Genomic DNA, 22,883 nt, shown 5'->3' on the forward strand with positions numbered 1-22,883 from the left:
ACATCTCCCAATGTTACGTCCTTTCTATACCTGGTAATTAACGGATTTCAACGGCATCATAGCCGTCAACTTCCTTCACGTTAACCTTGATACGTTCTGTGGCTGATGTGGGGATGTTCTTCCCAACGAAATCGGCGCGAACAGGTAGTTCACGATGACCACGATCAACTAGTACAGCTAAGTTAACAACAGCTGGACGTCCATTATCCATCAAAGCATCCAATGCCGCACGAATTGTACGTCCTGTGTACAAAACATCATCGACCAAGATAACACGCTTACCATCGATGTTAACGTTCAATTCTTGCTTGTTGGCTTCACCAACTGTTGCATCATAATCGTCACGATAAGCCGAAATATCCAATTCTCCAACTGGAATATCAACGTTTTCTAATTGCTTTAGACGCTTGGCAACATGTTGTCCAATGAATACACCACGGGTCTTAATCCCAACAATCACTAGGTTATTAACACCTTTGTTCTTTTCAATAATTTCGTACGTAATACGTGTCAATGCACGTTGCATGGCCATTGCGTCAACGATTTCTTTAGTCATGATTTTTCTCCTAGGTATATAAAAAAGCGCTATCTGAAAAAATGCAGATAACGCTTTGGTTGCTTACTAATTTGGCGTTATCTTCTGCTCAACTCACAGGTTGAATTTAAGAAGAACTAACTAAATTTTAACATGAAACGATGCAGAAACAAATTAATCTTCTACGTCAGTTTCAGCATAACGTGGCAATTCAGCCAATGTCTTTTCAAAGATTTCTGGGACAGGTACTGAGAATTCTAATTCTTCCCCAGTTGTAGGTTGAGTCAAGCCAAGAGTGGCTGCGTGCAAGAATTGTCCGTTCCCCTTCAATGTCTTGCTTGGTCCGTATAATGGATCACCCGCCACTGGGTGGTTAATGTATTGCATGTGCACACGAATTTGGTGTGTACGTCCAGTTTCCAAAGTAACCTTCAACAATGTGTAACCAACGAAACGTTCTACCACTTCAAAGTGCGAAATTGCTTCACGTCCATCAGCCACAACACCTTGCTTCTTACGGTCAGCCTTTGAACGCCCAATTGGTGCCTTGATTGTTCCTGAATTTTCAACGAATTCACCGTGAACCAATGCGTAGTATTGACGCAAGTTCTTCTTGTCCTTCAATTGCGCTGACAATGCTTCGTGTGCCGCATCGTTCTTAGCAACCATCAATAGACCAGAAGTATCCTTGTCGATACGGTGCACGATACCTGGACGGATCACACCATTAATACTTGATAGTGTTGTGTGGTACATCAATGCGTTAACCAGTGTTCCGGATGGGTGTCCCAATGCTGGGTGCACAACCATTCCTTGTGGCTTGTTTACAACAATCACATCATCATCTTCGTAGACAATTTCAATGGGAATATTTTCAGCTTCGATACTCAATTCCACTGGATCTGGAATTGTAATCACAATTTCATCCCCTGGCTTCACTGAGTACTTTTGCTTCTTGTTCTCACCATTAACTAAGATGTTTCCATCCGTATTAAGAGTTCCAACTTGAGAACGTGTTAGATCTTCAAAGTGTTCCGCAAGAACCTTATCTAGACGTCCTGTTTCTTCTGTAATAACTAATGTCTTTTCTGGCACGATATTATCTCTTTCTATTTGTGTAACGTTGAAAAACGTTGCTTTAATTCGGTTAGGATGTTTGATGAGAACCAATAGTTATATTGCTCACCACGTACACTAAACATCATTGTACGTTTTGAAAATTGAATTTGTGACATTTCATCAAAGGTAATGTAGTCACTATGAATACTAGCTAGTTTACGGAAACGCAAACCATCTGTTTCAACTGTAATGCGTTGACGTCCAAAAATGTACACGACTAGTACGACGAACAAGATGAAAGCACCAATTGCATATACATTCAAATGACTAACTTCTAGCCACATAATCATACCAAATACTGGTATCATCAATAGCCATGTCCAAAATACCCAGCCTACTAGTCCAGCTGTTTGATAAAAACCTTTCATGCTTATCGCCTCACTCAATTTATTATTATTTCAGTATACCATATCAGAAGTAGCAAAAAACGCGCTTGCTTAGGCAAACGCGTTAGTTATAGATATTTATTATTTTAACAATGATCTAAATCGCTCAATTTATAAAGCTTTATATCGGGTCACTAATTTCATTACCTCTCGTGCGTATTCGAATAATTGACAAACTCTCATGACGATGGGACAATATTTATATAAAGTGTGTCAAACGGGGTAACCTTTTTGACTTTAAGCGTTTGACTTTGGTCGGTCAAACGCTTTTTTTGTGCATTCAAACTGAATAACCATGCTACAATAACAATCGTGCTATGACCATAAAAGGCACGGTTAGGAGGTTACCTCTTAAATGTTCGATACACTTTATACTGTTGTACTTGGCTTGGTTATTTCCGACCCATACAACGCTATTAAAGATCATCTACGTAAGTAATATAATCTTTAATCTAAAAGGCTCAACCATTCCTGGTTGAGTCTTTTTAATTTTATAATTTTTCACGTTAAACGTTGCCTCTTTATACCATTTATTTAACATCATCTCTCTTTTACTATTCTACGTATGCTTAATTCCTGCACAAAAAAACGCGCTTGCTTAGGCAAACGCGTTAGTTATAGATATTTATTATTTTAATAATCTGACATTAGTTAGATTCGACACGCTTTAGGCCGATTCCAGTCCATGCAGAGACGAATGAGAACACTGGTGACAACCATGCGAAGAATACAAATGGTGCCACGGCCCAAACAGTAACCCCTAGTGTTTGGGCGGCAAAACTACCAGCCACTCCCCAAGGAACAAGGTAGTTGAATACTGTCCCTGAGTCTTCTAATGAGCGTCCAAGGGCCAAACGAGATAGCTTTACACGATCAAAACTATCCTTCCACAATTGACCAGGCAAGATTGTTGCAAGGTATTGTTCTCCGATCATGAAGTTGGCTAAGATTCCAGTGAACAATGTTCCAGTAACGACACCAGCACCTGTCTTAATACGTGATACCAATGGCGCCATAACACTTTGTAGAATCTTTTGTTCTGTCAACAAACCACCTAGTGACAAAGCCAACATAATAATAATAACTGTTGGCATCATTGACATCATTCCACCACGGTTGAACAATGCTTGTACTAATTCGTTTGAACTGTCTGTCTTAAATCCTGTTAGCAATAGATCATTCAATGCCATTGGTGTGTGGTTCATCAAGAACACACTGGCTGTTAGCAAAATGTTAACCAGCAAAGTCACAATCGCCGGAATGCGCTTGATTGTCATCGCAACCAATAGTACTAGTGGTACAATCGCAAACCATGTTGGTGACATTAATGAGCGCAGTTCGTTCAAGCCAGCTACATCTGTTCCCGCTGTATGGTTCATTCCCAAGATAGCAAATAGAACTAAACTAGCAACAAGCGCTGGAATTGTTGTCCACATTAGATTCTTAATGTGCGCAAACAAATCTGTTTCTGCGATTGATGATGCTAAGTTTGTTGAGTCTGACAAGGGTGAGCTCTTGTCCCCAAAGATAGCTCCTGAAATAATTGCCCCAGCAAGTAATTCTGGTGAGAATCCAAGCGTTAGACCAATTCCCATTAAAGCAACTCCAACCGTTGCAATACTTGTGAACGCTGATCCAATCATTGTTCCAACCATTGCCATCAATAACAATGTTGTTGGCAAGAACCATTGTGCATTCGCAACGCTAAATCCAGCCCACAACATTGTTGGGATAACATTCGTTGCCATCCACAACGCGATTAACATTCCGATTAGTAAGAACAAGAATAATGGTGCTAGTCCGGTTTTAAGACCTGACAACATTTGGTCTTGAATGTCATTAAATGAAAACTTATGGAAACGACCAAATCCCATAACAACGGCAATACTGATAATTAGTGGAATAAATGGTGGTAGACCAAATCCAATAATACTTACAGCGAAAATTACTACTAAGCTAAGCAATAGGCTTAGTGCGGCCACAAAACGTGGTTGTTCAACTTTATTCATGAGTTTCTCCAATTCATTATCAAATATGTGTTATTAAATGTTCACTGGTTCTATTCGATAACGAATTTTGCCACCAGCATGGCTTAGTTTGTATATCCCATCAGCTTGCCTCATTTCTGTCTTGAAAAATAAAAAAGTCCCAACCGCGCACTAATGTGCACAGTTGGGACGAAATAATTAGTTTCGTGGTACCACCCAAGTTCATGCTGCCTAAAAAAGACAACACCTCTAGTCGTATACAATTGTTAATAGTTCAAGATATGTACCTGCACCGTTCACAGCGACCACGGTTTCTCTTACGTACAATACATATCTCTACTGGATGAGTCTAAGCATAACCACTCGCAAAACAAAAGTCAATCAAAAAACGAAAATAACTTACTTTTTCTCAGAAAAAACTTTTTATCCCACCTTTTTAGCATAAAAACGGTAGCTAATAAACCCAAAGATAATACACCATGTAAGCCCGCCTAATGCGGCATATCGATCATTTGTTGTTAGGAACAATGTTGCAAAAATGAAAATAAAGAAAATAATCGTTAACGGACTCGTAATTTTAAACCAAGGCATTGTAAAACCATCTGGCATAAAGTCTTCACTCTTACGGAACTTACGATGTGCAATCATAATCATCAAATAAATCACGACTGTAATCGCCGCAGTTGCTGATGCAAAGAAACCAAAACTTGATTCCAACATTGGCAAGGCACTAATTACAGGTGTTAAAGCAATTAAACCGGCTGACCATAGAATGGCTCGCGCTGGAATAGCATTGTGTGATAACTTCGCGAAGTAGTTTTCAACACGACCATCGTGCTCTTGTGACAATGCATACACGTCACGCCCGGCTGAATAGATTAGTGTATTCAAGGCTGACAACGCTGCTGTTAACACAACGAAATTCATAACAGCGGCTCCAATTGGCAAACCAACTAATTGGAAGACCATAACAAACGGACTTTCATTTGTTGGAATATAGCGCCAGTTGTAAATCGCCATAATCATTGCTAATGCACCAATGTAGAAGAACAAAATACGGAATGGTACTGTGTTGATCACCTTTGGAATCACATCACGCGGATTCTTCGTTTCCGCAGACATCAAGCCTACGAATTCAATTCCAACGAATGAGAAGAATACCATCGGAAAGGCTTGTAGAAAGGCACCACCACCATTAGGGAACCAACTAAAATCGATTCCCAAGTTAGCAAACGACACAGCGCCACCATGTGGGCCAGATGTTTGGAAGCCAGTTAACATCATAACGACTCCGGCAAACAAAATGGCTAGGATCGCAATGATCTTAATTGATGAGAACCAGAATTCCGCTTCACCAAAGTACTTAACGGCAGTGAGATTTAGCAAAATCAAAATCGCCATCACACCCAATTCAATTTCCCAAATTGCTAAACTAGGGAACCAATAACGGATGTAAATCGCAATCGCTGTTAATTCTGCCATGGCTGGCAAAATCAAAGTGATCCAATAAGACCACCCAACAAAGTGTCCCGCTCCTGGTCCAATATATTTAGATACGACACTCACAAATGAGCTACGGTCAGGATCTACATACAACATTTCTCCTACTGCACGCATCATTAAGAACAACATCAAGCCAGTTACAGCATAAATCGCCAGAACAGCAGGTCCTGTTAAACTAATTGTATCCCCTGCCCCTAGGAATAAACCTGTTCCGATTGTTCCTCCAATGGCCATCATTTGTACATGTCGACGACTTAGCCCGCGAGCCAACTCAGTCGGTTCATTTTTATTTTCATTCATATTTATCACCTCGTTTTAATCCATGCATCAGTATAGCATTAAAATGAATAAAAATGCAAAAACTTTTATATAATATACACTTTTTCTGTAATATTCATTTTTATATACAGAATTAAAGATTAAAACCGGTTGATTTAATAGAAATAATTGTTTTTATCATGCTCAAATACTACACAAAGTTTGTTATTTATGGTATATTGGTTCAGTTAATAAACTGACTCTAGCACAGAAAGTGTTAGGGCGATAAGGAGATTATATAATGCAAGCAGATATTCAACCACAATACCAACAAGTTGTATTCGTTGACTCAACTACTGGTAAGAAGTTCTTGACTGGTTCAACTCGTACATCATCAGAAACAATCGAATTTGAAGGTGCTACTTACCCAATGATTCGTGTTGAAGTTACTTCAGACTCACACCCATTCTACACTGGTAAGCAAAAGTTTACTACTGCAGACGGTGCTGTCGACAAGTTCAACAAGAAGTACGGTTTGAAGTAATTATACTTTTCTCAGTACAAAAAAAGCGATGCCTCGTGCATCGTTTTTTTTTGCTCTTTTTTCGGAATATTTATCTAAATTGAAATACAAAAAAGCCGATAAGATATCATCATAGACACCCTATCGGCTTTTATTTATTTCATGATTAATCAGTCTTAGTCTTCATCATCCGTGTTCAAAACAGACATAAAGGCTTCTTGTGGCACTTCAACAGTTCCAACAGACTTCATACGCTTCTTACCACGCTTTTGCTTATCCAACAACTTAGCACGACGGTCCGGATCACCTGTGTGAATCTTAGACGTAACGTCCTTACGGTAAGCTTTGATTGTTGAACGGGCGATAATCTTTGATCCAATTGCAGCTTGAATTGGCACTTCGAAGTTACGACGAGGGATAATTTCCTTCAACTTCTTTGTGATAATACGTCCACGTTCTTGGGCAAATTCACGGGCAACGATAAAGCTCAAGGCATCGACCTTTTCTGAGTTCATCAAGATATCGATCTTAACAAGGTCAGATTGGCGGTACCCTTCAATTTCGTAGTCCAATGAAGCATATCCACGTGTTGATGACTTCAACTTGTCGAAGAAGTCAAAGATGATTTCTGACAATGGAATGTGGTACTTCACGTTAACACGTGTTTCGTCCAAGTATTCCATTGTTTCGAATTCTCCACGCTTACGTTGTGCCAATTCCATAACTGCCCCAACATAATCATTTGGCACCATAATTTGAGCCAATACAAATGGTTCTTCGATAGACTTGATTTCGCTTGGATCTGGCATATCAGCCGGATTCAAAACTTCAACCTTTTCGCCATCTGCTGTGTATGCATAGTACGTTACAGATGGTGCAGTTGTAATCAATTCCAAATCAAATTCACGTTCCAAACGTTCTTGGATAACGTCCATGTGCAACAATCCCAAGAATCCAGTACGGAAACCAAATCCCAAGGCTTGTGATGTTTCTGGTTCAAATTCCAATGATGCGTCGTTCAATTGTAGCTTTTCCAATGCTTCACGCAAGTCATTGTAACGTGCGTTATCAGTTGGGTACAATCCTGAGTACACCATTGGTGTCATTGGTTGGTAACCAGGCAATGCTTCATCAGCTGGGTTAGAAACCAATGTAATTGTGTCACCAGGTCGCGCGTCACGGATGTTCTTGATTGACGCAGCAACATATCCAATGTCCCCTGCCATCAAGGCTTCACGCTTGATTGGTTGTGGTGAGTTCACTCCCACTTCAGTCACTTCATATTCAGCTCCTGAGTTCATGAAACGAATCTTATCTCCAGGCTTCACAACACCGTCACGAACACGGACAGTCAAGATAACACCCTTGTATGAGTCATAAGTTGAATCGAAAATCAAAGCCTTCAATGGTGCGTCTAGTTCCCCATCCGGAGCTGGAACAGTTTCCACGATTTGTTCTAGCAATTCGTGAATACCAATTCCTTGCTTAGCAGATGCAAGCACCGCTTGTTCTGCATCAATTCCGATAACTTCTTCAATTTCTTCACGCACACGTTCTGGTTCAGCGGCTGGCAAATCAATCTTGTTAATCAAAGGGATGATTTCCAAATCATTTTCCATTGCCAAGTAAACGTTCGCCAAAGTTTGTGCTTCAACCCCTTGTGCCGCGTCAACGACCAAGATAGCACCATCGGCTGCAGCCAATGAACGTGACACTTCATAAGAGAAGTCGACGTGTCCAGGTGTATCTACCAAGTGGAAGATGTATGTTTCGCCGTTATCGGCCTTGTAATGTACTTCAACGGCGTTCATCTTGATTGTGATACCACGTTCACGTTCAAGTTCCATTGTATCTAATAGTTGGTTTTGCATCTCTCGCTCAGTAACAGTGTGAGTTGCTTCTAGGATACGGTCTGAAATAGTAGACTTACCGTGATCAATGTGGGCAACGATACTAAAGTTACGGATATGAGATTGGCGCGCTTGCATTTCTTCTAAATCCATCTTTGCGCTCACTTTCTCTTGTTAATTTCTTTTGTCGTTTTTATTATACAGGGATATTGACCTTTTGTAATGTATTCAATTAAAAGAGCACGAAAAAAGGACTTGGAAATTAATTCCAAGTCCTTTTCTAGATATCTGATTACTCAGAAACCTTATCAGGTTAGATTACTTGTCTGAAATCGCAGCGATTCCTGGCAATTCCTTACCTTCAAGGTATTCAAGAGAAGCTCCACCACCAGTAGAGATGTGTGATAGCTTGTCAGCAACACCCAATTGTTGAACAGCAGCAGTTGAGTCACCACCACCAACGATTGTCGTTGCGTTGTTTGCTTCAGTAACCTTAACCAATTGTTCACCAATTGATAGAGTTCCCTTAGCGAAGTTAGGCATTTCGAACACACCCATAGGTCCGTTCCAAACAACAGTCTTAGCATCTGCAAGAACAGAATCGAACAATTCGATAGATGCAGGACCGATGTCTAGTCCCATGTATCCATCCTTGATACCGTCAGTAGCTACGTATGTGTCAGCATCGTTTGAGAATGCGTCTGCAGCAATAGCGTCAACTGGCAATACTAACTTGTCTCCAGATTCGGCGATCAACTTCTTAGCCAATTCAACCTTGTCCATTTCAACCAATGAGTTACCAATAGTCTTACCCATGGCAACGTCGAATGTGTAGGCCATTCCACCACCGATAATTACCTTATCAGCCTTGTGCAATAGGTTTTCTACGATTTCGATCTTGTCTGAAACCTTCGCTCCACCAATGATGGCAACGAATGGACGTTCAGGAGCGTTAACAGCTTCTCCCAAGAACTTGATTTCCTTTTCCATCAAGAACCCAGCAGCAGCTTGTTCGATGTTTGAAGCGATACCAACGTTAGAAGCGTGCGCACGGTGCGCAGTTCCAAAGGCGTCGTTAACAAAAACATCACCAAGTGATGCCCAGTACTTACCCAATGCAGGATCGTTCTTTGATTCGCGCTTAACTTCGTTTCCTTCTGCATCAACGTCAGCAAAACGAGTGTTTTCGAATACAAGAACTTGTCCGTCAGCCAATCCATTGATAGCTTCTTCCAATTCAGGTCCTTCAACAGCTGGTACGAAAGTAACAGCTTGTCCTAGCAAGTCAGCCAAACGTTGTGCTACCGGCTTCATTGAAAGCTTCTTCTTGTCATCGTTTGACTTGATACGTCCCAAGTGAGAGAAGATAACTGGACGTCCACCATTTTCCAACACGTACTTAATTGTTGGCAATGCGGCTACGATACGGTTATCGTTACCAACAACCATTTCTCCTTCTTCTTCCTTCAATGGCACGTTGAAGTCAACACGCATCAATACTTTCTTACCTTGCAAATCCAAGTTGTTAACAGCTAGCTTTGACATGGTTAAGTCCTTCTTTCTTTTTAAGATATGTTATTTCTGTGAATAAAAAAACAGGTGATCTAGTTTTCACCAAACCACCTGTTTAAAATTAATAACCGAACCGATTATTAAAGCTTTGCCAAGTGCAACAAAGTACGGATCATGTTTGAAGTGAAACCGTATTCGTTGTCGTACCAAGCAGCAGTCTTAACCAATTGGTGGTCTCCTGCAGTAACAACTTCAGTCAAAGTTGGGTCGAACATTGAACCGTGTGTGTCACCGATGATGTCTGAAGAAACGATTTCGTCTTCGTTCCATCCAAATGAATCGTCAACGTACTTCTTAACAGCAGCGTTAACTTCTTCAGCAGTAACCTTAGTTGACAAGATAGTTGTCAATTCAGTGATTGAACCGTCAACAACTTGCACACGTTGTGCGTGTCCGTTCAACTTACCCTTCAATTCAGGGACAACAAGACCGATAGCCTTGGCTGCTCCAGTTGAGTGAGGGATAGTGTTAACACCCGCAGTACGGTTGTTACGAGGCTTTGAACCCTTAGGTCCGTCCAAGATCATTTGTGTTGAAGTGTAGGCGTGGATAGTAGTCATCGTACCAACTTCAATTCCAAATTCCTTGTTCAATGCATTAGCCAAAGGAGCCAATGATTGTGTAGTACATGAACCAGCAGAAACAATGTTGTCTTCTGGCTTCAAGATGTCTTGGTTAACACCGTAGACAACTGTTGGCATGTCACCAGCAGGGGCTGAGATCAAAACCTTCTTTGCTCCAGCGTCCAAGTGAGCTTGTGACTTTTCCTTTGAAGTGTAGAATCCAGTAGCTTCAAGTACCAATTCAACAGAATCGTTTTCAACCCACTTCAAGTCAGCGGCGTTACGTTCTGCGTATACACGAATCTTCTTTCCGTCAACGATGATTCCATCTTCGTCTGCAGTAACTTCTGCATCCAAAGTCCCGTGAGTTGAGTCATACTTTAGCAAGTATGCCAACATAGCAGGGTTAGTCAAGTCGTTAATCGCAACAACTTCGATGCTTTCAGCAGTATCCTTCAATTCAAGAATACGACGGAATGCCAAACGTCCAATACGTCCAAATCCATTAATACCAATCTTAACAGTCATTATGAATGATTCCTCCAGAAAATAATTCGCAAAATACATTGCAGCTTTTTACAAGTCTTATTATACGACTTTGCGCAAAGTTTCGCAAACGCTATCAAGCAAAACCTTATGCGCTTTTGTTCATATGACGAACTTGTGAAAAACTCATAATTTGTGCATGTTCCATAGGACGGACAATGTCCCCTTTTAAGATCAAAATTTTATAATTAACATCTTCATTTTTCACAAAATAATATGCTGCAAATCCTAAACGGTAAACGAACATACCAATACTTGTAACAATTAACTTAGATACAACAATAATTCCTAAAATAGCGACAAACATAATGGTAAAACCTAACATCCCTTGCATAACACACCTCTTTTATTAGTTTTAACTTAATTCAATTTCAAAAATAAAACTCAGACCTGCTGAGTTGATATTTATATTCTATCATTAAGTTAAACCTAACTTCAAGGAGTTAAACCTAATTTAAATCTTATGTTTTTCTAAACATATCCTCGTCGACGATAATATGACAAGGTCTCATCAGCAAAATCAGCTGGATATCCCAATTGCTCCATTAACATCCATGGTGCCATTGGTTGCCCTTCATATTCACGTCCAACACGACTTAGCTCTTCTGGTTCAGTCATATAACCAATCACATTTTCACGTGCCATCAGTTCATTGTTGTAATGTCGTGCATTTTCACTGTAATCTAACATGTTTCCTAAGTCGAACATCACATGGAAGTATTCTTCTACGAGTGTCTGCGCTTTTTCAAATGTTGATAGATTTTTATCTAAGAAAATGTAGGCGTTATCTCCTTTTACGGTGACAACACCCGACAAACCAGATTCTTCTTTTAAAGACATGTTATCTAAAATAATGGGATTTAGGCCTTCAGCTTGTAGATCATCTTCTACGCGCATCATCAGGTCATCGTATTTTCTAGTTTGCATTCCGATCCTCGTAGTCAGCAATCAAGCCTTCTACGTATGATTTAGCGCGATCAATCACTCGGGCACGTTGATCATCAGGAACACCTGACAGATCTAATCCCCAATGCGCCGCCATCAATGTTGGCTCATCAGTTTGCTCTTTTTTGACGATTTGTTCGGGATCTTCAACAAGATCAGACTTGCTGATTCCGAAGTATTCAGCCATTGTTTCAATTTTATCAATTCGTGGGTATGTCTTACCGTTTGACCAGTCAGAAATTGTCGCAGTTGAAACTCCCACAATTTCTGATAAGCGTGCTGCAGTCATACTATTCTGCTTAAGCAATCGCTTAATATTCTTACCCATGATTGCCTTTCCTTCAGAAGTTGCCATATATTCACCTTTTCATTTTTTTATTTATATATTTCATAATAAAGGTAAACTTAACAAAAAACAAGGTTAAACCTAATTGCGTTTGTTAATTGCTTTTAAATTAAGCCTTCGCTATAATTATTTACATTGTTGGGCCCGTAGTGTAATGGATATCACGTTAGATTCCGGTTCTGGAGATGTGGGTTCGATTCCCGCCGGGCTCATGAAAATAAAAAAGCAGCCAGACAACATTTAAGTATGTTGTCTGGCTGCTTTTTATTTACTTTGTTTAATGAATTACTTTAAAGTGTTCCGCAACAGATCTTAACTCCTGACCATACTGACTCAAATAATCAATTAAATGGTCAGTCATCGTGCCTGGAATCTCGCGAATCGTTTTGTCTGTGTTAAACATAGTAAAACCACCCGCACCAGTTGAACGATATTGATTCATCGCAACTTCATATGTTTGATCCATCCCCATAGGTGTACCGTCTGCCAACGTTAAGTTAGTTACACGTTCTCCAATTTCTTGGTTCAAATCAAATGTATAGTTAATGCCTGACCAAATATCATAGTTATAATGTTCAACCTTGGGCCATAGATACTTAGGATTAACTACGACTGTATCCCCATCCAAGGCAAAGTAATTTGCGTTGACTTCCAACGCATCTTTAATGTTCTGGCCTGTTAATTCTTGTACAACAACTTCATTCGGATAAATGTAATTTGTCATGACATCACGACGAGTCACAGTCTTATCCAATCCTTGTACTTCATTGTTAAATAATGCCGTTGATGCAATTGTTGTATCACCTACGGCCATCTGAACAGTATTCACCAGTTCCAAATATGGATGGCTATGCATACGGGCTTGTAGATGATCAGTCACACGCATATCGACTGGTAGTGTCGTAATCGGTGTATCCAACCATGTATCAGTCGCAACTTGAATATCATCAATCGTTTGAACAACTTGTTCATCCATGGCTAAATCTGCCACACTAACAAGTTCAGCTTCACTGGTAATCACTTCGTGTTGTTCATTCAACGTTAAATGAATAACGCCGACTGCTTCACCACGGTAACCTGGTTGGGTTAACGGTGTTCCCTCAATCAAGGTCGCAATTTTACGATGTTGATGTCCAGTAACAACGGCATCAACGCCATCAATTTCAGCTAAAGCGTATCCTTGGTTTTCACCAGTATTCACTTCTGTGAATTCACCTGAATCAACATCACGTTCAACTCCACCATGATAAGCAACAACGATAATATCTACATCATCTCGTAACACCTGTACATAGTGTTCAACCGTTTCAACTGGATTATTGAAAATCAAGCCATGAATATGTGCATCAGTTTCCCAATTTGGAATAAATTGCGTTGTCACCCCAATGACCCCAATTTTTATCCCTTGTTGTTCAATGACACGATATGGTTGACCAATGAATGGCACGTTTGTCTGCTTATCTAAAATGTTCGCATTTAGTAAGCGATCATTATCTTGATAGAAAGCTGTTAAAAAATCACGACCATAATTAAATTCATGATTACCTAATATTTGCACATCATAGTCGATTTCATCAACTAATTGCTTAAATACATTCAATTGATCTTGTTGCTTCGCGTAATCCGTTAATGGTGATCCTTGAATAAAATCACCATTTTCAACAGTAATGGTTATATCTGCGTCCTCGACTTGGCGTAATGCAGTCACACTCTTGGCTAATCCAAACGGCTTATCCGAAGACGGACGCCGAAAATCATCGGCTAATACGTAACCATGAACATCTGATGTAGATAAGACTGTGACTTGCATAATAACCTCCTAGACAATACGACGACGAATAGCTCCAGAAATGTAATCAATAATGGTAACCATGATGATAATACCAACTAAGATAATACCAACGCGTTCCCAGTTACGTGTTTGCAAAGCAAAGATAAGTGGTGTTCCAATTCCCCCAGCTCCAACAATACCTAGAATTGACGCTGAACGTACAGCAATTTCAAAACGGTACAATGTGTAATTCAAGAATTCTGGTAACACAGTTGGGAATGTTGCCAAGTTTAGTGCTGCTAATGGTGTTCCACCAGCACTGATAATGGCTTCTTCCGGACGGCGGTCAACGTTTTCGACTGCTTCACTAAACAACTTACCTAACATTCCAATTGAGTGAATAGATACCGCTAGCACACCTGCGTATGCGCCTGGTCCAACTGCCTTGATGAACATCAATGCCAGAACGATTTCAGGGAATACACGGATGATAGTCAAAATTAGCTTTCCAATCATAGCGCGTGGTTGGAATAACTTTGATGTACGTGCAGCTAAGAAACCAAATGGGATTGATAGAATGGCTGAAATAAACGTTCCTAAGAACGCAATGGCTAATGTTTCAATCAAAGCTTGAATCAAATCTTCTCCTTCAGGATTGTAAATGTAGCCCCAATCAGGGTTCATCAAACCTGAGAATATTGCTTTCGTAATTGTACCTGCTTGTTCCTTAATTGGTGAGAAGCCTACCCCAGCAAAGGCCCAAACATAAATTGCTACAACGACAAGGGCAATTAACCACGGACGTGACTTTTGCCATAGTGTTTTTTGTTGAATTTCCATTATGACAATGCCTCCCGTAGATAATTTGATAGTGCATCAACTAGAATAACAACCACCAAAATCCCCATCACAACCACAATCGTACGGTCGTAACGGAACATTGACATTGTTTGTTCTAGGTACAATCCAACTCCACCGGCTCCAACATATCCTAAGACCGTTGAAGAACGGATGTTAATTTCAAGTGCATATAAGAAATATGACGCAAATTGATTAAGTACTTGCGGAATAATCGCAAAGGTAATCTTTTGTGGCATATTTGCCCCACTGGCAGTTAACGCTTCCAGCGGTCCTTCATCAATCGTTTCAATCGCTTCGTAGAAAAGCTTTGAAATCATTCCAAAACTAAAGATAGCAACCGCAAGTACCCCGGCCATCGGTCCAATTCCAACGATGGCTACAAAGACGGCAGCCAATAGCATTTCTGGAATGGCACGGACAATGTTCAAAATAAAACGAACAGCCCCACGGATAATTGGGTTGGTCACAATATTATTTGAGGCAAGTAGACTAATTGGTAGCGCAAAAACGGCTCCTAACAATGTTCCCACAAGGGCCATTTGAATAGTTTGCATAATGGCAGGAATAATAACGGTCATGTAAGCCCAATCTGGATTCAACATTTGCTTCCAGATTACACCAAATTCAACCCAGTTAAATTCCCCAGTGGCACCAACGATGCTAGCTGTTTGTAGAATCATCAAAACAAACAACACAACTAACAACACCGTCTTAACATGCCATTGTTCGGCTACTGAACGTGTTGGTAGTTGATTCATGCTAGCTCCTCACCTGACTTACCTGTGTAAATTTCAGAGAAGTCATTTTCTGTTACTTCAGCGATTGGCTTATCGTAAACCAATTCACCACCACGAAGACCAACAATACGTGTTGCGTATTCCATTGCTAATGGCACACTGTGCAAGTTAACAATAACAGTCATACCCATTTCTTCGTTCAACTTCTTCAAGTCATCCATGACCATCTTTGTTGTACGTGGGTCCAATGATGCAATTGGTTCGTCAGCCAAGATAACATTTGGTGATTGCATCAATGCACGAGCAATCGCAACACGTTGTTGTTGCCCACCAGATAGTTGATCGGCACGAACATAGTACTTATCTAGCAACCCAACACGCTTTAGGTTTTCAACGGCCTTTTCCTTATCTTCAGGTGTGAAGAATCCCATCATGCTGTCAAAAGTTGAATAGTATCCAACACGACCTGACATAACGTTACGGGCAACGGTAGAACGCTTTACCAAGTTAAAGTTTTGGAAGATCATCGCAATGTTACGGCGAGCTTCACGTAATTTCTTACCCTTAGCTTTCGTAATATCTTCGTTATCAATCAAAATTTCACCAGATGTGACATCATGTAGGCGATTAATCGCACGCAATAGTGTACTCTTTCCCGCTCCTGATAGCCCAACGATCACAACAAATTCACCTGCTTTGATATCTAGGTTAATATTGTTCAATCCAATTGTTCCATTGTCATAAATCTTAGAAACTCGCTTAATACTGACGTTCCCTTTTTCCGTGTTCATCTTTAGCTCCTTTAAACTTCGCTTTACGCGGGTTTACTTCATGTTATCAATGTATTCTTGGTATTCGCGCACAATGTTGTAGTTCTTATCTGATGACTTAGTTACCCCAACCCAACGATAAACATCCTTCATTACTTGCTTACCAACTTCATCTTCATTGAAGACCTTGATCATTGCATCTTGAATCTTCTTTGTGTCTTCCTTTGAAATTCCTGAACGAATTGTAATGTTGTCGTTTGGAATAGGTTGTGTGTACTTAATGAAACGAATTTCGTCATAAACATTTGGCTTATCTGCCTTAACAATGTTTGGTGCTTCTTCAAAGACAAAGGCGGCATCTGTGTCACCATTCAAAACGGACAAAATACCTTGATCGTGTCCCTTAACAGTTACAAGCTTTGAGTCCTTCAAAATGTTTACATTGTTATCTTTGTTCAATTCAACCGCTTGGAAAATGAATCCTGAGTCAGAAGTTGTATTTTGCACAGCAATTGACTTACCCTTCAAATCTTCTGGCTTCTTGATGTCTGAATCTTTCTTAACGATTACTGTTCCACGGTAGGCATTCGTAAATTCATCAGTTTGTGAACCGTCACCCTTCTTCGTGTTCATCTCGTAACGTTGTGCTTGTAGCAAAACGTCTGCCCCGTACTTTTCATGTGCGTAAACGTATGGGTGTGGTGGCAAGAATCCAAGATCAATTTGCTTTGATCCCAATGCTTCAACCACAGTGTTGTAGTCTGTTGAAATTGATACGTGCACTGGCATGTTCAATTCCTTTGACAACAACTTTTCCAACGGCTTTGTACGGGCTTCCATCTTGTCACCTTGTGATGATGGTACGAATTGGATACGGACTTCCTTGAGTGGTCCGTCCTTCTTGGCATCCTTACCTGAACCTTGCAAGGCATTGAACCCCATAATTCCACCCACGACAACAATAGCCGCAATTACAACAAACCAAAAACTTTTTTTAGACATTTCCTAAGCTCCTTAAACTTATCCTATTTGATACAGAATAAGCGTGTGATGACCCCTTGTCAACACAACACAGAGAGAGATTTTGGTCAAGATATTTTCGCTTCACATATCATTTTTTTATAAAACAGTTATATTTCAATACAGCTGTGAGCCTGATATATCAACGGTATCTCTTCTAAATGCCTATATTTTCCTGTTTCTTATAAAACAACAACAAACTATCAATATGTTATTTATTGAAACCGTTATTGGTTATTCCTTACGTCCATTTCAATTTCACAAACTATCAAAATCGTCTTACTTTCATTAAGAAAGCCCTAGACACAAGTACCATAACTTGTGCCTAGGGCCTGATTCAGTATTACACGTTTAGCCTGATCGGCATACAACGTATTGGCTTATTCAGCGACATACATGTATGTCTTGGATTACTTCATGTTATCAATAAGGTCTTGGTATTCGCGTACCTTATCGAAGTTTGAATCCTTAGACTTTGTAACACCTGACCAGCTGTAAACTTCTTCCATAACCTTCTTACCTTCTGGGTTCTCATTGAAGATCTTTAGCATCGCATCTTGAATACGCTTCTTATCTGCATCTGAGATTCCGGCACGTACAGTAATTGTGTCGTTTGGAATAGGTTGTGTGAACTTAATAGCACGCGTCTTCTTAAAGACTTCTGGTTGGTCCTTCTTAACAATATTACGGGCGTCTTCGAAAATGAAGGCGGCATCTGTGTCACCGTTTAGTACTGACAAAACACCTTGATCATGTCCCTTAACCGTGATCAACTTAGCGTCCTTTGTAATGTTCAACTTATCATCCTTGTTCAAATCTACGGCTGGGAAAATGTAACCAGCATCTGAAGTTGTATTTTGGACGGCGATTGACTTCCCCTTCAAGTCAGCTGGTGACTTGATATCTGAGTCTTCACGCACCAAGACCATACCACGGTAAGTATCTGACAACTTGTCCGTGTTTGCCCCATCATTCTTGCTTGGGTCAATGGCGAAACGTTGTGATTGCAACAACACTTCGGCACCATACTTTTCATGAGCGTAAACATATGGATGTGGTGGCAAGAATCCCATATCAACTTGCTTTGATCCCAACGCTTCCACAACTGTATTGTAGTCAGTTGAAACTGAAACATTAACTGGCATATCTAGTTCCTTAGACAACAACTTTTCCAATGGCTTAGCCTTAGCTTCCATTGTGTCAGCTTGTGATGATGGAACTAGTTGAATATTCAATTCCTTCAACGCACCATTTTTTTCATCCTTGGCATCACTCTTAGTCATAGCGTTATAACCCAAGAACCCACCAATTGCAATAATCACAATAACAACGATACTCCAAAATCCCTTTTTAGACATTTTATCCGTAAACTCCTTATCATTCGTTAGCAACAATTAACACGTTAAGCATAAAACCGAACAATATCTTTGTCAATATCCCTAACACACGTAAAACACGACTAAATAACGAACGAAAATGAGAAAACGGAATTAAATAATTTAAAAACACGAAAATAATTAGGATAGGTTAAACGATACACCTCGCTTGCTTATCATATTCCTATTTCTATCCATCATTTGGTCATTACATATGATCTTCTCATTTTTAGTCCGTTCATTTTAAAGAAATTTTTTTGTTAAATTTTTCTATATTATCCTAAACACATCTGATTTGAGGCCACTGCCGTTGATTAACCGTCAACACAATTAATTTTCATATGATGTCATCCTTATTTTTCAAATAAAAAAAGCACATCCAAAATAGATGTGCTTCACATATTAATTCTAGAATGCTGCAACGATGTTCATGATTCCATAAACAAGGAAGTAAGCTCCTAGCAAGGCAACTGCTAGCCCAACGGCTGCAATTGGGTTAAACAATAGGAAGATTCCTAGAATAATTCCCAAGATTGCCATGATGACTGTGAACCAGTACAAACCAGTAGACAACTTCTTAACGAATTGTGCAGCAAACAATTCGAAAGTTGAATCCATAATCAATCCTAGTGTTAGAACAATCCAGATGTACGTAATTCCTGATGCAGGTACGAACAAAATGATTAGACCTAGAATAATGTCCAATACTGCAGAAACTGTCAACATTCCCGTGTTTGACATCCCCATTGAACGTAGTGTGTTACGGTTGGCAAAACGGATAACTCCGTTAATGACTAGGAATAGTCCAACCATCCAAACTAAACTAATTACGGCTGATGCTGGGTTTGATAGTACGAAATATGCCAATCCCACTGACAAAATCCCCATCAACAACTTTAGAAAATCAAAATCTCTCTTTGCACTCATAATAATGCCTCCCATAGATGTTATTACTTCTCCATTATAACATAGTCAGAAATTGATAACTGAATGTAAGTAAATTAGGCTGCCGTTGCATCCCCAGAACGATAGTTGATCTTAACCCCTGGCTGAACGTTTGGAATAAAGACATTAAATTCTAAACTACCATCTTTCGCTTTGGCTTCCATATGTGACCCAGATGGCACTAGATTATCTCCTTCATACAAAGGTGTGACACGATAACGGACTTGTTTGTTTTTATCAAGGCTACGACGAACTAGGGTTTCATAATAGTTTTGACCAGTGTTTTGATCGTTCCCATTAGACGATTGATTAGCCCACGCTGTTTGCGTCGTAATATTTCGCGGATTAGCCACAGAAGCATCAAAACCTTTAATACTCCCTGCAATCGCGTATGCAATGGAGTGTCCCCGATTATATAAAACTTCTCGCCCCCCTAGGTTCTTTTGCTTCCAACCCACAGGGTTAATCTTCTTATCATTTCCCGTTTCTTCACGACTACGATATTCACGGGATGTCTTATTCAAGTAAGCATTGGCTGCTCCAGGACGCCCTAATGAATCTTGTGCGTTTAGTTGGACATATGGCGCAACATTTACATTTGCATCAAGATTCGTCTTACCATTGTTTACCACAAAGGCACCTGTCCCATTAAATTCAACAGAATTACTTTTTAGTTGTGACTTAATACTTGGCGTCATTACTGATTCAGCTAATTGTTGATCTGGTCGCTTTTGGTTCTGACCTTGATTCAACTTCAAAGATTCGGTTGAACTTGATTTCAATGCTTGGGTTGGCTGCCCAATTGCTTGACTGACTTGCGGTGGCAATAGATTAAAATAATCAGCTCCTGCTAACAGTCCAACAGCGATAATCCCTGTTAACGTCAGTTGTTTCGTCTTTGCTTGCTTCTTACCTTTACGGGCACGTGATTTGTTGGCCATTCGATTTATCCTCATTAATCTTATGTAATAAAAAAACTCTATTAATTAATATTAACAGAGTTTATTCATTTTAACCTAATATTTTATTTATTAATTCGCTTTTGCCATTTTTTCTTCATACGTTGGAATGCTGTTACACGTTGACGAATTTGTGCTGGCTTCAAATATTGACGGATAAATGGCAAGGCCTTTTTAACCTTACCGCCGACAAATTCAAAAGTGTGTCCTTCATCTGTTTTAACAATAAATCCACGATAATAGAAACCTAAAGCAATTTCGACACTAATGTATTCCACATTTTGCCAAGGAATAAAGATATATCCACCTTTATCTGATCGATAATCTAATCCCTTTTCCCCATACAGCATCATCCCTGGTTGAATATCAACTGGTGACATTGCCGCATTGACACGTGCCATAAATGGTTGTGGTTGGACGCCTTCAACTTTAGCCATATTTGATCTCCTTTAACGCCATTATATAGAAAAAGAGGACGCTATTCGCGGCCTCTTTAACTTGGTTATGCTTAACCCATGATACCAGTTGCGTATGCAAGGATACCAACGGCAAACAATCCGAAGATAATTGTGATAGGTGAAACGCGCTTGCGCAATAGCCACAAGACAACGAACATCAACAACAATGGTGCCAAACCTGGAATCAATTGGTTCAACGTATCTTGCAATGTTGTAACCTTTTCAATACCAATGTTTTGTCCACCTTGGATGGCGTGGATAGCACCTGAAAGTTCATCACCTGTCAACTTACCGTTGTTAGCCAATTCAGCCAATCCGTTAACGTCAACATATGCACCTTCTTGTGCCTTAACACGTGAAATTTCCATTGGGAAGTTCATTGTAGTCCAACGAGGAACCAGAACACCCATGATAAACATACCTAGGATTGATGCACCCATGGTAAGCTTTTGCATCATTCCACCGGCCAAGTTAGTTGTGATGTTTGTTCCTTCACGGTATCCCAATTCTTGTGTGTACCACAAGAATGCCATACGAGCCAAGTTCCAAACAAGGAAGAAAATGATTGGTCCAAGAACTTGTCCACTAATCGCCATACCAGCAGCGAAAGCTCCCAAAACTGGACGTACAGTTCCCCACCAGATTGGATCTCCGACACCGGCCAAAGGTCCCATCATACCAACCTTAACACCTTGAATTGTTTCATCGTCAATTCCAGTGTTTCCGTTAGCACGTTGTTCTTCCAACGCCATTTCCACACCGATAATTGGTGAGGCAACGTATGGATGTGTGTTAAAGAATTCCAAGTGACGCTTCATTGCGGCAGCACGGTCTTCCTTAGTCTTGTATAGTCGCTTAATTGTTGGCACCATTGTGTAGGCCCAACCAACGTTTTGCATACGTTCGTAATTCCATGAAGCTTGAAGGAAAGTTGAACGCCACCACGTTGCTCGACGGTCACCCTTTGTTAGGTGAACTCCGTCAGTTTGTACACTAGTGTTTTGTACTTCACTCATTTTTCTTTCCTCCACCTTAGTAATTGTTTAGAATTTGATCAAGTTGGTCGCCACCTTGATTTGATGAACCACCACCGTTGTTGTCGCCACCACCGTTTCCACCGTTAAATTCTGGTGAAAGTTGTAGGTAAACAAGGGCAAGTACTAGACCGATAATTCCCATTGCGATCAAGTTCAATTCTGTCAATGATGACAAAGCAAATCCAAGGAAGAAGAATGGCCATAGCTTTGGTGTTGCCATCATGTTAATAACCATGGCGTAACCAACAACCACGATAAATCCACCGGCAACGGCAAGTCCCTTAGTAATCACATCAGGAATTGCGTTCAAAGCGGCGTTAACTGGTTCGGCACCAACAGCGATAACGATTCCTGTTGGGATCGCAATACGTAGTCCTTGTAGCATCAAGGCAGTCATGTTAACCATGTCCAAGCCACGTAGGTCACCCTTTTCTGCCTTCTTGTCGGCAACGTGTGCCAACGCAACAGTCAATGTACGAACACCGATTGTCAAAACTTGTCCGGCAACGGCAAGTGGAATGGCAATCGCCATACCTTGTTCGATTGAAACTTGTGCAGGTCCTGTTACCAAGTAAGCAGAAACAACAGAAGCCAAGGCTGCGTCAGGCGCAACAGCAGCTCCGATGTTCATCCAACCTAGGGCCAACATTTGAAGTGTTCCCCCCAAGATAACACCTTCAACCAAGTGTCCATTTGCCAATCCAATCAAAGTTCCAGCAACGATAGGTTGTTGGAATTGGAATTGGTCCAAGATACCATCCATTCCGGCTAGGAATGCGATAATAATAACGAAAAACGCTGAAACCATTGCGTTA

23 protein-coding genes and 1 tRNA gene are annotated in these 22,883 nt (G+C 40.3%); 2 read left to right on the forward strand and 22 right to left on the reverse strand.

The annotated features are described in order from the left end of the window. Positions 1-37: 37 nt before the first annotated feature. From pyrR to KHQ31_RS05620, 5 genes are all read right to left on the reverse strand, one after another. The gene (gene pyrR / locus KHQ31_RS05600) at positions 38-556 is read right to left on the reverse strand and encodes a bifunctional pyr operon transcriptional regulator/uracil phosphoribosyltransferase PyrR (RefSeq protein ID WP_213408625.1); all 519 of its coding nucleotides are present in this window, start codon (positions 554-556) and stop codon (positions 38-40) included. 153 nt (positions 557-709) lie between these two features. Beyond that, positions 710-1,630: an RluA family pseudouridine synthase gene (locus KHQ31_RS05605; RefSeq protein WP_213408626.1), complete on the reverse strand. Its 921-nt coding sequence runs from the start codon at positions 1,628-1,630 to the stop codon at positions 710-712. Positions 1,631-1,644: 14 nt separating this feature from the next. Next, positions 1,645-2,022: an EbsA family protein gene (locus KHQ31_RS05610; protein ID WP_213408627.1), complete on the reverse strand. Its 378-nt coding sequence runs from the start codon at positions 2,020-2,022 to the stop codon at positions 1,645-1,647. A gap of 665 nt (positions 2,023-2,687) precedes the next feature. After that, positions 2,688-4,049: a Na+/H+ antiporter NhaC family protein gene (locus KHQ31_RS05615; RefSeq protein ID WP_213408628.1), complete on the reverse strand. Its 1,362-nt coding sequence runs from the start codon at positions 4,047-4,049 to the stop codon at positions 2,688-2,690. A 402-nt stretch (positions 4,050-4,451) separates the two neighbouring features. Continuing rightward, a complete protein-coding gene (locus KHQ31_RS05620; protein WP_213408629.1) occupies positions 4,452-5,831 on the reverse strand; it encodes an amino acid permease in 1,380 nt (459 codons plus the stop codon). A 259-nt stretch (positions 5,832-6,090) separates the two neighbouring features. Between KHQ31_RS05620 and KHQ31_RS05625 the strand changes: the two genes are divergently transcribed. Continuing rightward, positions 6,091-6,333 carry a type B 50S ribosomal protein L31 gene (locus KHQ31_RS05625; RefSeq protein ID WP_213408630.1) on the forward strand — a complete coding sequence of 81 codons (243 nt, stop codon included), beginning with the start codon at positions 6,091-6,093 and terminating at the stop codon, positions 6,331-6,333. A 155-nt stretch (positions 6,334-6,488) separates the two neighbouring features. On the opposite strand, the gene lepA is transcribed toward KHQ31_RS05625, so the two are convergent. The 6 genes from lepA to KHQ31_RS05655 form a co-directional block, all read right to left on the reverse strand. Then, positions 6,489-8,315 (reverse strand): translation elongation factor 4, encoded by a 1,827-nt coding sequence (lepA, locus tag KHQ31_RS05630; RefSeq protein ID WP_213408631.1) that lies wholly within the window; start codon positions 8,313-8,315, stop codon positions 6,489-6,491. A 165-nt stretch (positions 8,316-8,480) separates the two neighbouring features. Then, complete coding sequence (locus KHQ31_RS05635; RefSeq protein WP_213408632.1) at positions 8,481-9,707, reverse strand: phosphoglycerate kinase; 1,227 nt, start codon at positions 9,705-9,707, stop codon at positions 8,481-8,483. 107 nt (positions 9,708-9,814) lie between these two features. Next, a complete protein-coding gene (gap, locus tag KHQ31_RS05640; RefSeq protein WP_213408633.1) occupies positions 9,815-10,825 on the reverse strand; it encodes a type I glyceraldehyde-3-phosphate dehydrogenase in 1,011 nt (336 codons plus the stop codon). Positions 10,826-10,931: 106 nt separating this feature from the next. Beyond that, complete coding sequence (locus tag KHQ31_RS05645) at positions 10,932-11,177, reverse strand: hypothetical protein (protein WP_213408634.1); 246 nt, start codon at positions 11,175-11,177, stop codon at positions 10,932-10,934. A 137-nt stretch (positions 11,178-11,314) separates the two neighbouring features. Then, a complete protein-coding gene (locus KHQ31_RS05650; RefSeq protein ID WP_213408635.1) occupies positions 11,315-11,770 on the reverse strand; it encodes a hypothetical protein in 456 nt (151 codons plus the stop codon). Beyond that, positions 11,760-12,143, reverse strand: a complete 384-nt coding sequence (locus KHQ31_RS05655; RefSeq protein WP_213408636.1) for a helix-turn-helix transcriptional regulator — start codon at positions 12,141-12,143, stop codon at positions 11,760-11,762. The genes KHQ31_RS05650 and KHQ31_RS05655 overlap by 11 nt, the downstream gene beginning before the upstream one ends. Positions 12,144-12,274: 131 nt before the next feature. Between KHQ31_RS05655 and KHQ31_RS05660 the strand changes: the two genes are divergently transcribed. Beyond that, positions 12,275-12,346 (forward strand) — tRNA-Arg (locus KHQ31_RS05660). 65 nt (positions 12,347-12,411) lie between these two features. On the opposite strand, the gene KHQ31_RS05665 is transcribed toward KHQ31_RS05660, so the two are convergent. From KHQ31_RS05665 to KHQ31_RS05715, 11 genes are all read right to left on the reverse strand, one after another. Next, positions 12,412-13,944: a bifunctional metallophosphatase/5'-nucleotidase gene (locus KHQ31_RS05665; RefSeq protein WP_213408637.1), complete on the reverse strand. Its 1,533-nt coding sequence runs from the start codon at positions 13,942-13,944 to the stop codon at positions 12,412-12,414. A 9-nt stretch (positions 13,945-13,953) separates the two neighbouring features. After that, positions 13,954-14,745, reverse strand: a complete 792-nt coding sequence (gene phnE, locus KHQ31_RS05670) for a phosphonate ABC transporter, permease protein PhnE (RefSeq protein WP_213408638.1) — start codon at positions 14,743-14,745, stop codon at positions 13,954-13,956. Next, positions 14,745-15,524 carry a phosphonate ABC transporter, permease protein PhnE gene (gene phnE / locus KHQ31_RS05675; RefSeq protein WP_213408639.1) on the reverse strand — a complete coding sequence of 260 codons (780 nt, stop codon included), beginning with the start codon at positions 15,522-15,524 and terminating at the stop codon, positions 14,745-14,747. Before phnE (KHQ31_RS05675) ends, phnE (KHQ31_RS05670) begins: the two co-directional genes overlap by 1 nt. After that, positions 15,521-16,294 carry a phosphonate ABC transporter ATP-binding protein gene (gene phnC, locus KHQ31_RS05680; RefSeq protein ID WP_213408640.1) on the reverse strand — a complete coding sequence of 258 codons (774 nt, stop codon included), beginning with the start codon at positions 16,292-16,294 and terminating at the stop codon, positions 15,521-15,523. The genes phnE (KHQ31_RS05675) and phnC overlap by 4 nt, the downstream gene beginning before the upstream one ends. Positions 16,295-16,327: 33 nt before the next feature. Beyond that, positions 16,328-17,275, reverse strand: coding sequence for a phosphate/phosphite/phosphonate ABC transporter substrate-binding protein (locus tag KHQ31_RS05685; RefSeq protein WP_213408641.1), 948 nt, complete (start codon positions 17,273-17,275; stop codon positions 16,328-16,330). Positions 17,276-17,703: 428 nt separating this feature from the next. Further along, positions 17,704-18,651 carry a phosphate/phosphite/phosphonate ABC transporter substrate-binding protein gene (locus tag KHQ31_RS05690; RefSeq protein ID WP_213408642.1) on the reverse strand — a complete coding sequence of 316 codons (948 nt, stop codon included), beginning with the start codon at positions 18,649-18,651 and terminating at the stop codon, positions 17,704-17,706. 426 nt (positions 18,652-19,077) lie between these two features. Further along, entirely contained in the window at positions 19,078-19,596 is a 519-nt protein-coding gene (locus tag KHQ31_RS05695) for an HdeD family acid-resistance protein (protein WP_213408643.1), read from the reverse strand. 74 nt (positions 19,597-19,670) lie between these two features. After that, entirely contained in the window at positions 19,671-20,555 is an 885-nt protein-coding gene (locus KHQ31_RS05700; protein ID WP_213408644.1) for a DNA/RNA non-specific endonuclease, read from the reverse strand. Positions 20,556-20,638: 83 nt separating this feature from the next. After that, positions 20,639-21,010 (reverse strand): DUF956 family protein, encoded by a 372-nt coding sequence (locus KHQ31_RS05705; protein WP_213408645.1) that lies wholly within the window; start codon positions 21,008-21,010, stop codon positions 20,639-20,641. 71 nt (positions 21,011-21,081) lie between these two features. Continuing rightward, positions 21,082-22,047: a PTS system mannose/fructose/sorbose family transporter subunit IID gene (locus KHQ31_RS05710; RefSeq protein WP_213408646.1), complete on the reverse strand. Its 966-nt coding sequence runs from the start codon at positions 22,045-22,047 to the stop codon at positions 21,082-21,084. Between the two features lie 16 nt (positions 22,048-22,063). Next, positions 22,064-22,876 (reverse strand): PTS mannose/fructose/sorbose transporter subunit IIC, encoded by an 813-nt coding sequence (locus KHQ31_RS05715; protein WP_213408647.1) that lies wholly within the window; start codon positions 22,874-22,876, stop codon positions 22,064-22,066. Between the last annotated feature and the right edge of the window lie 7 nt (positions 22,877-22,883).

The organism is Weissella ceti (assembly GCF_018394055.1).
In the GTDB taxonomy this organism is placed as follows: domain Bacteria; phylum Bacillota; class Bacilli; order Lactobacillales; family Lactobacillaceae; genus Weissella; species Weissella ceti.

What these genes read in the sequence shown, in the direction of transcription:
- pyrR (WP_213408625.1), bottom strand. Translation starts at nt 556, where the DNA reads ATGACTAAAGAAATCGTTGACGCAATGGCCATGCAACGTGCATTGACA.
- KHQ31_RS05610 (WP_213408627.1), bottom strand. Translation starts at nt 2,022, where the DNA reads ATGAAAGGTTTTTATCAAACAGCTGGACTAGTAGGCTGGGTATTTTGG.
- KHQ31_RS05615 (WP_213408628.1), bottom strand. Translation starts at nt 4,049, where the DNA reads ATGAATAAAGTTGAACAACCACGTTTTGTGGCCGCACTAAGCCTATTG.
- KHQ31_RS05620 (WP_213408629.1), bottom strand. Translation starts at nt 5,831, where the DNA reads ATGAATGAAAATAAAAATGAACCGACTGAGTTGGCTCGCGGGCTAAGT.
- KHQ31_RS05625 (WP_213408630.1), top strand. Translation starts at nt 6,091, where the DNA reads ATGCAAGCAGATATTCAACCACAATACCAACAAGTTGTATTCGTTGAC.
- lepA (WP_213408631.1), bottom strand. Translation starts at nt 8,315, where the DNA reads ATGGATTTAGAAGAAATGCAAGCGCGCCAATCTCATATCCGTAACTTT.
- KHQ31_RS05635 (WP_213408632.1), bottom strand. Translation starts at nt 9,707, where the DNA reads ATGTCAAAGCTAGCTGTTAACAACTTGGATTTGCAAGGTAAGAAAGTA.
- gap (WP_213408633.1), bottom strand. Translation starts at nt 10,825, where the DNA reads ATGACTGTTAAGATTGGTATTAATGGATTTGGACGTATTGGACGTTTG.
- KHQ31_RS05645 (WP_213408634.1), bottom strand. Translation starts at nt 11,177, where the DNA reads ATGCAAGGGATGTTAGGTTTTACCATTATGTTTGTCGCTATTTTAGGA.
- KHQ31_RS05650 (WP_213408635.1), bottom strand. Translation starts at nt 11,770, where the DNA reads ATGCAAACTAGAAAATACGATGACCTGATGATGCGCGTAGAAGATGAT.
- KHQ31_RS05655 (WP_213408636.1), bottom strand. Translation starts at nt 12,143, where the DNA reads ATGGCAACTTCTGAAGGAAAGGCAATCATGGGTAAGAATATTAAGCGA.
- KHQ31_RS05665 (WP_213408637.1), bottom strand. Translation starts at nt 13,944, where the DNA reads ATGCAAGTCACAGTCTTATCTACATCAGATGTTCATGGTTACGTATTA.
- phnE (WP_213408638.1), bottom strand. Translation starts at nt 14,745, where the DNA reads ATGGAAATTCAACAAAAAACACTATGGCAAAAGTCACGTCCGTGGTTA.
- phnE (WP_213408639.1), bottom strand. Translation starts at nt 15,524, where the DNA reads ATGAATCAACTACCAACACGTTCAGTAGCCGAACAATGGCATGTTAAG.
- phnC (WP_213408640.1), bottom strand. Translation starts at nt 16,294, where the DNA reads ATGAACACGGAAAAAGGGAACGTCAGTATTAAGCGAGTTTCTAAGATT.
- KHQ31_RS05685 (WP_213408641.1), bottom strand. Translation starts at nt 17,275, where the DNA reads ATGTCTAAAAAAAGTTTTTGGTTTGTTGTAATTGCGGCTATTGTTGTC.
- KHQ31_RS05690 (WP_213408642.1), bottom strand. Translation starts at nt 18,651, where the DNA reads ATGTCTAAAAAGGGATTTTGGAGTATCGTTGTTATTGTGATTATTGCA.
- KHQ31_RS05695 (WP_213408643.1), bottom strand. Translation starts at nt 19,596, where the DNA reads ATGAGTGCAAAGAGAGATTTTGATTTTCTAAAGTTGTTGATGGGGATT.
- KHQ31_RS05700 (WP_213408644.1), bottom strand. Translation starts at nt 20,555, where the DNA reads ATGGCCAACAAATCACGTGCCCGTAAAGGTAAGAAGCAAGCAAAGACG.
- KHQ31_RS05705 (WP_213408645.1), bottom strand. Translation starts at nt 21,010, where the DNA reads ATGGCTAAAGTTGAAGGCGTCCAACCACAACCATTTATGGCACGTGTC.
- KHQ31_RS05710 (WP_213408646.1), bottom strand. Translation starts at nt 22,047, where the DNA reads ATGAGTGAAGTACAAAACACTAGTGTACAAACTGACGGAGTTCACCTA.
- KHQ31_RS05715 (WP_213408647.1), bottom strand. Translation starts at nt 22,876, where the DNA reads ATGGTTTCAGCGTTTTTCGTTATTATTATCGCATTCCTAGCCGGAATG.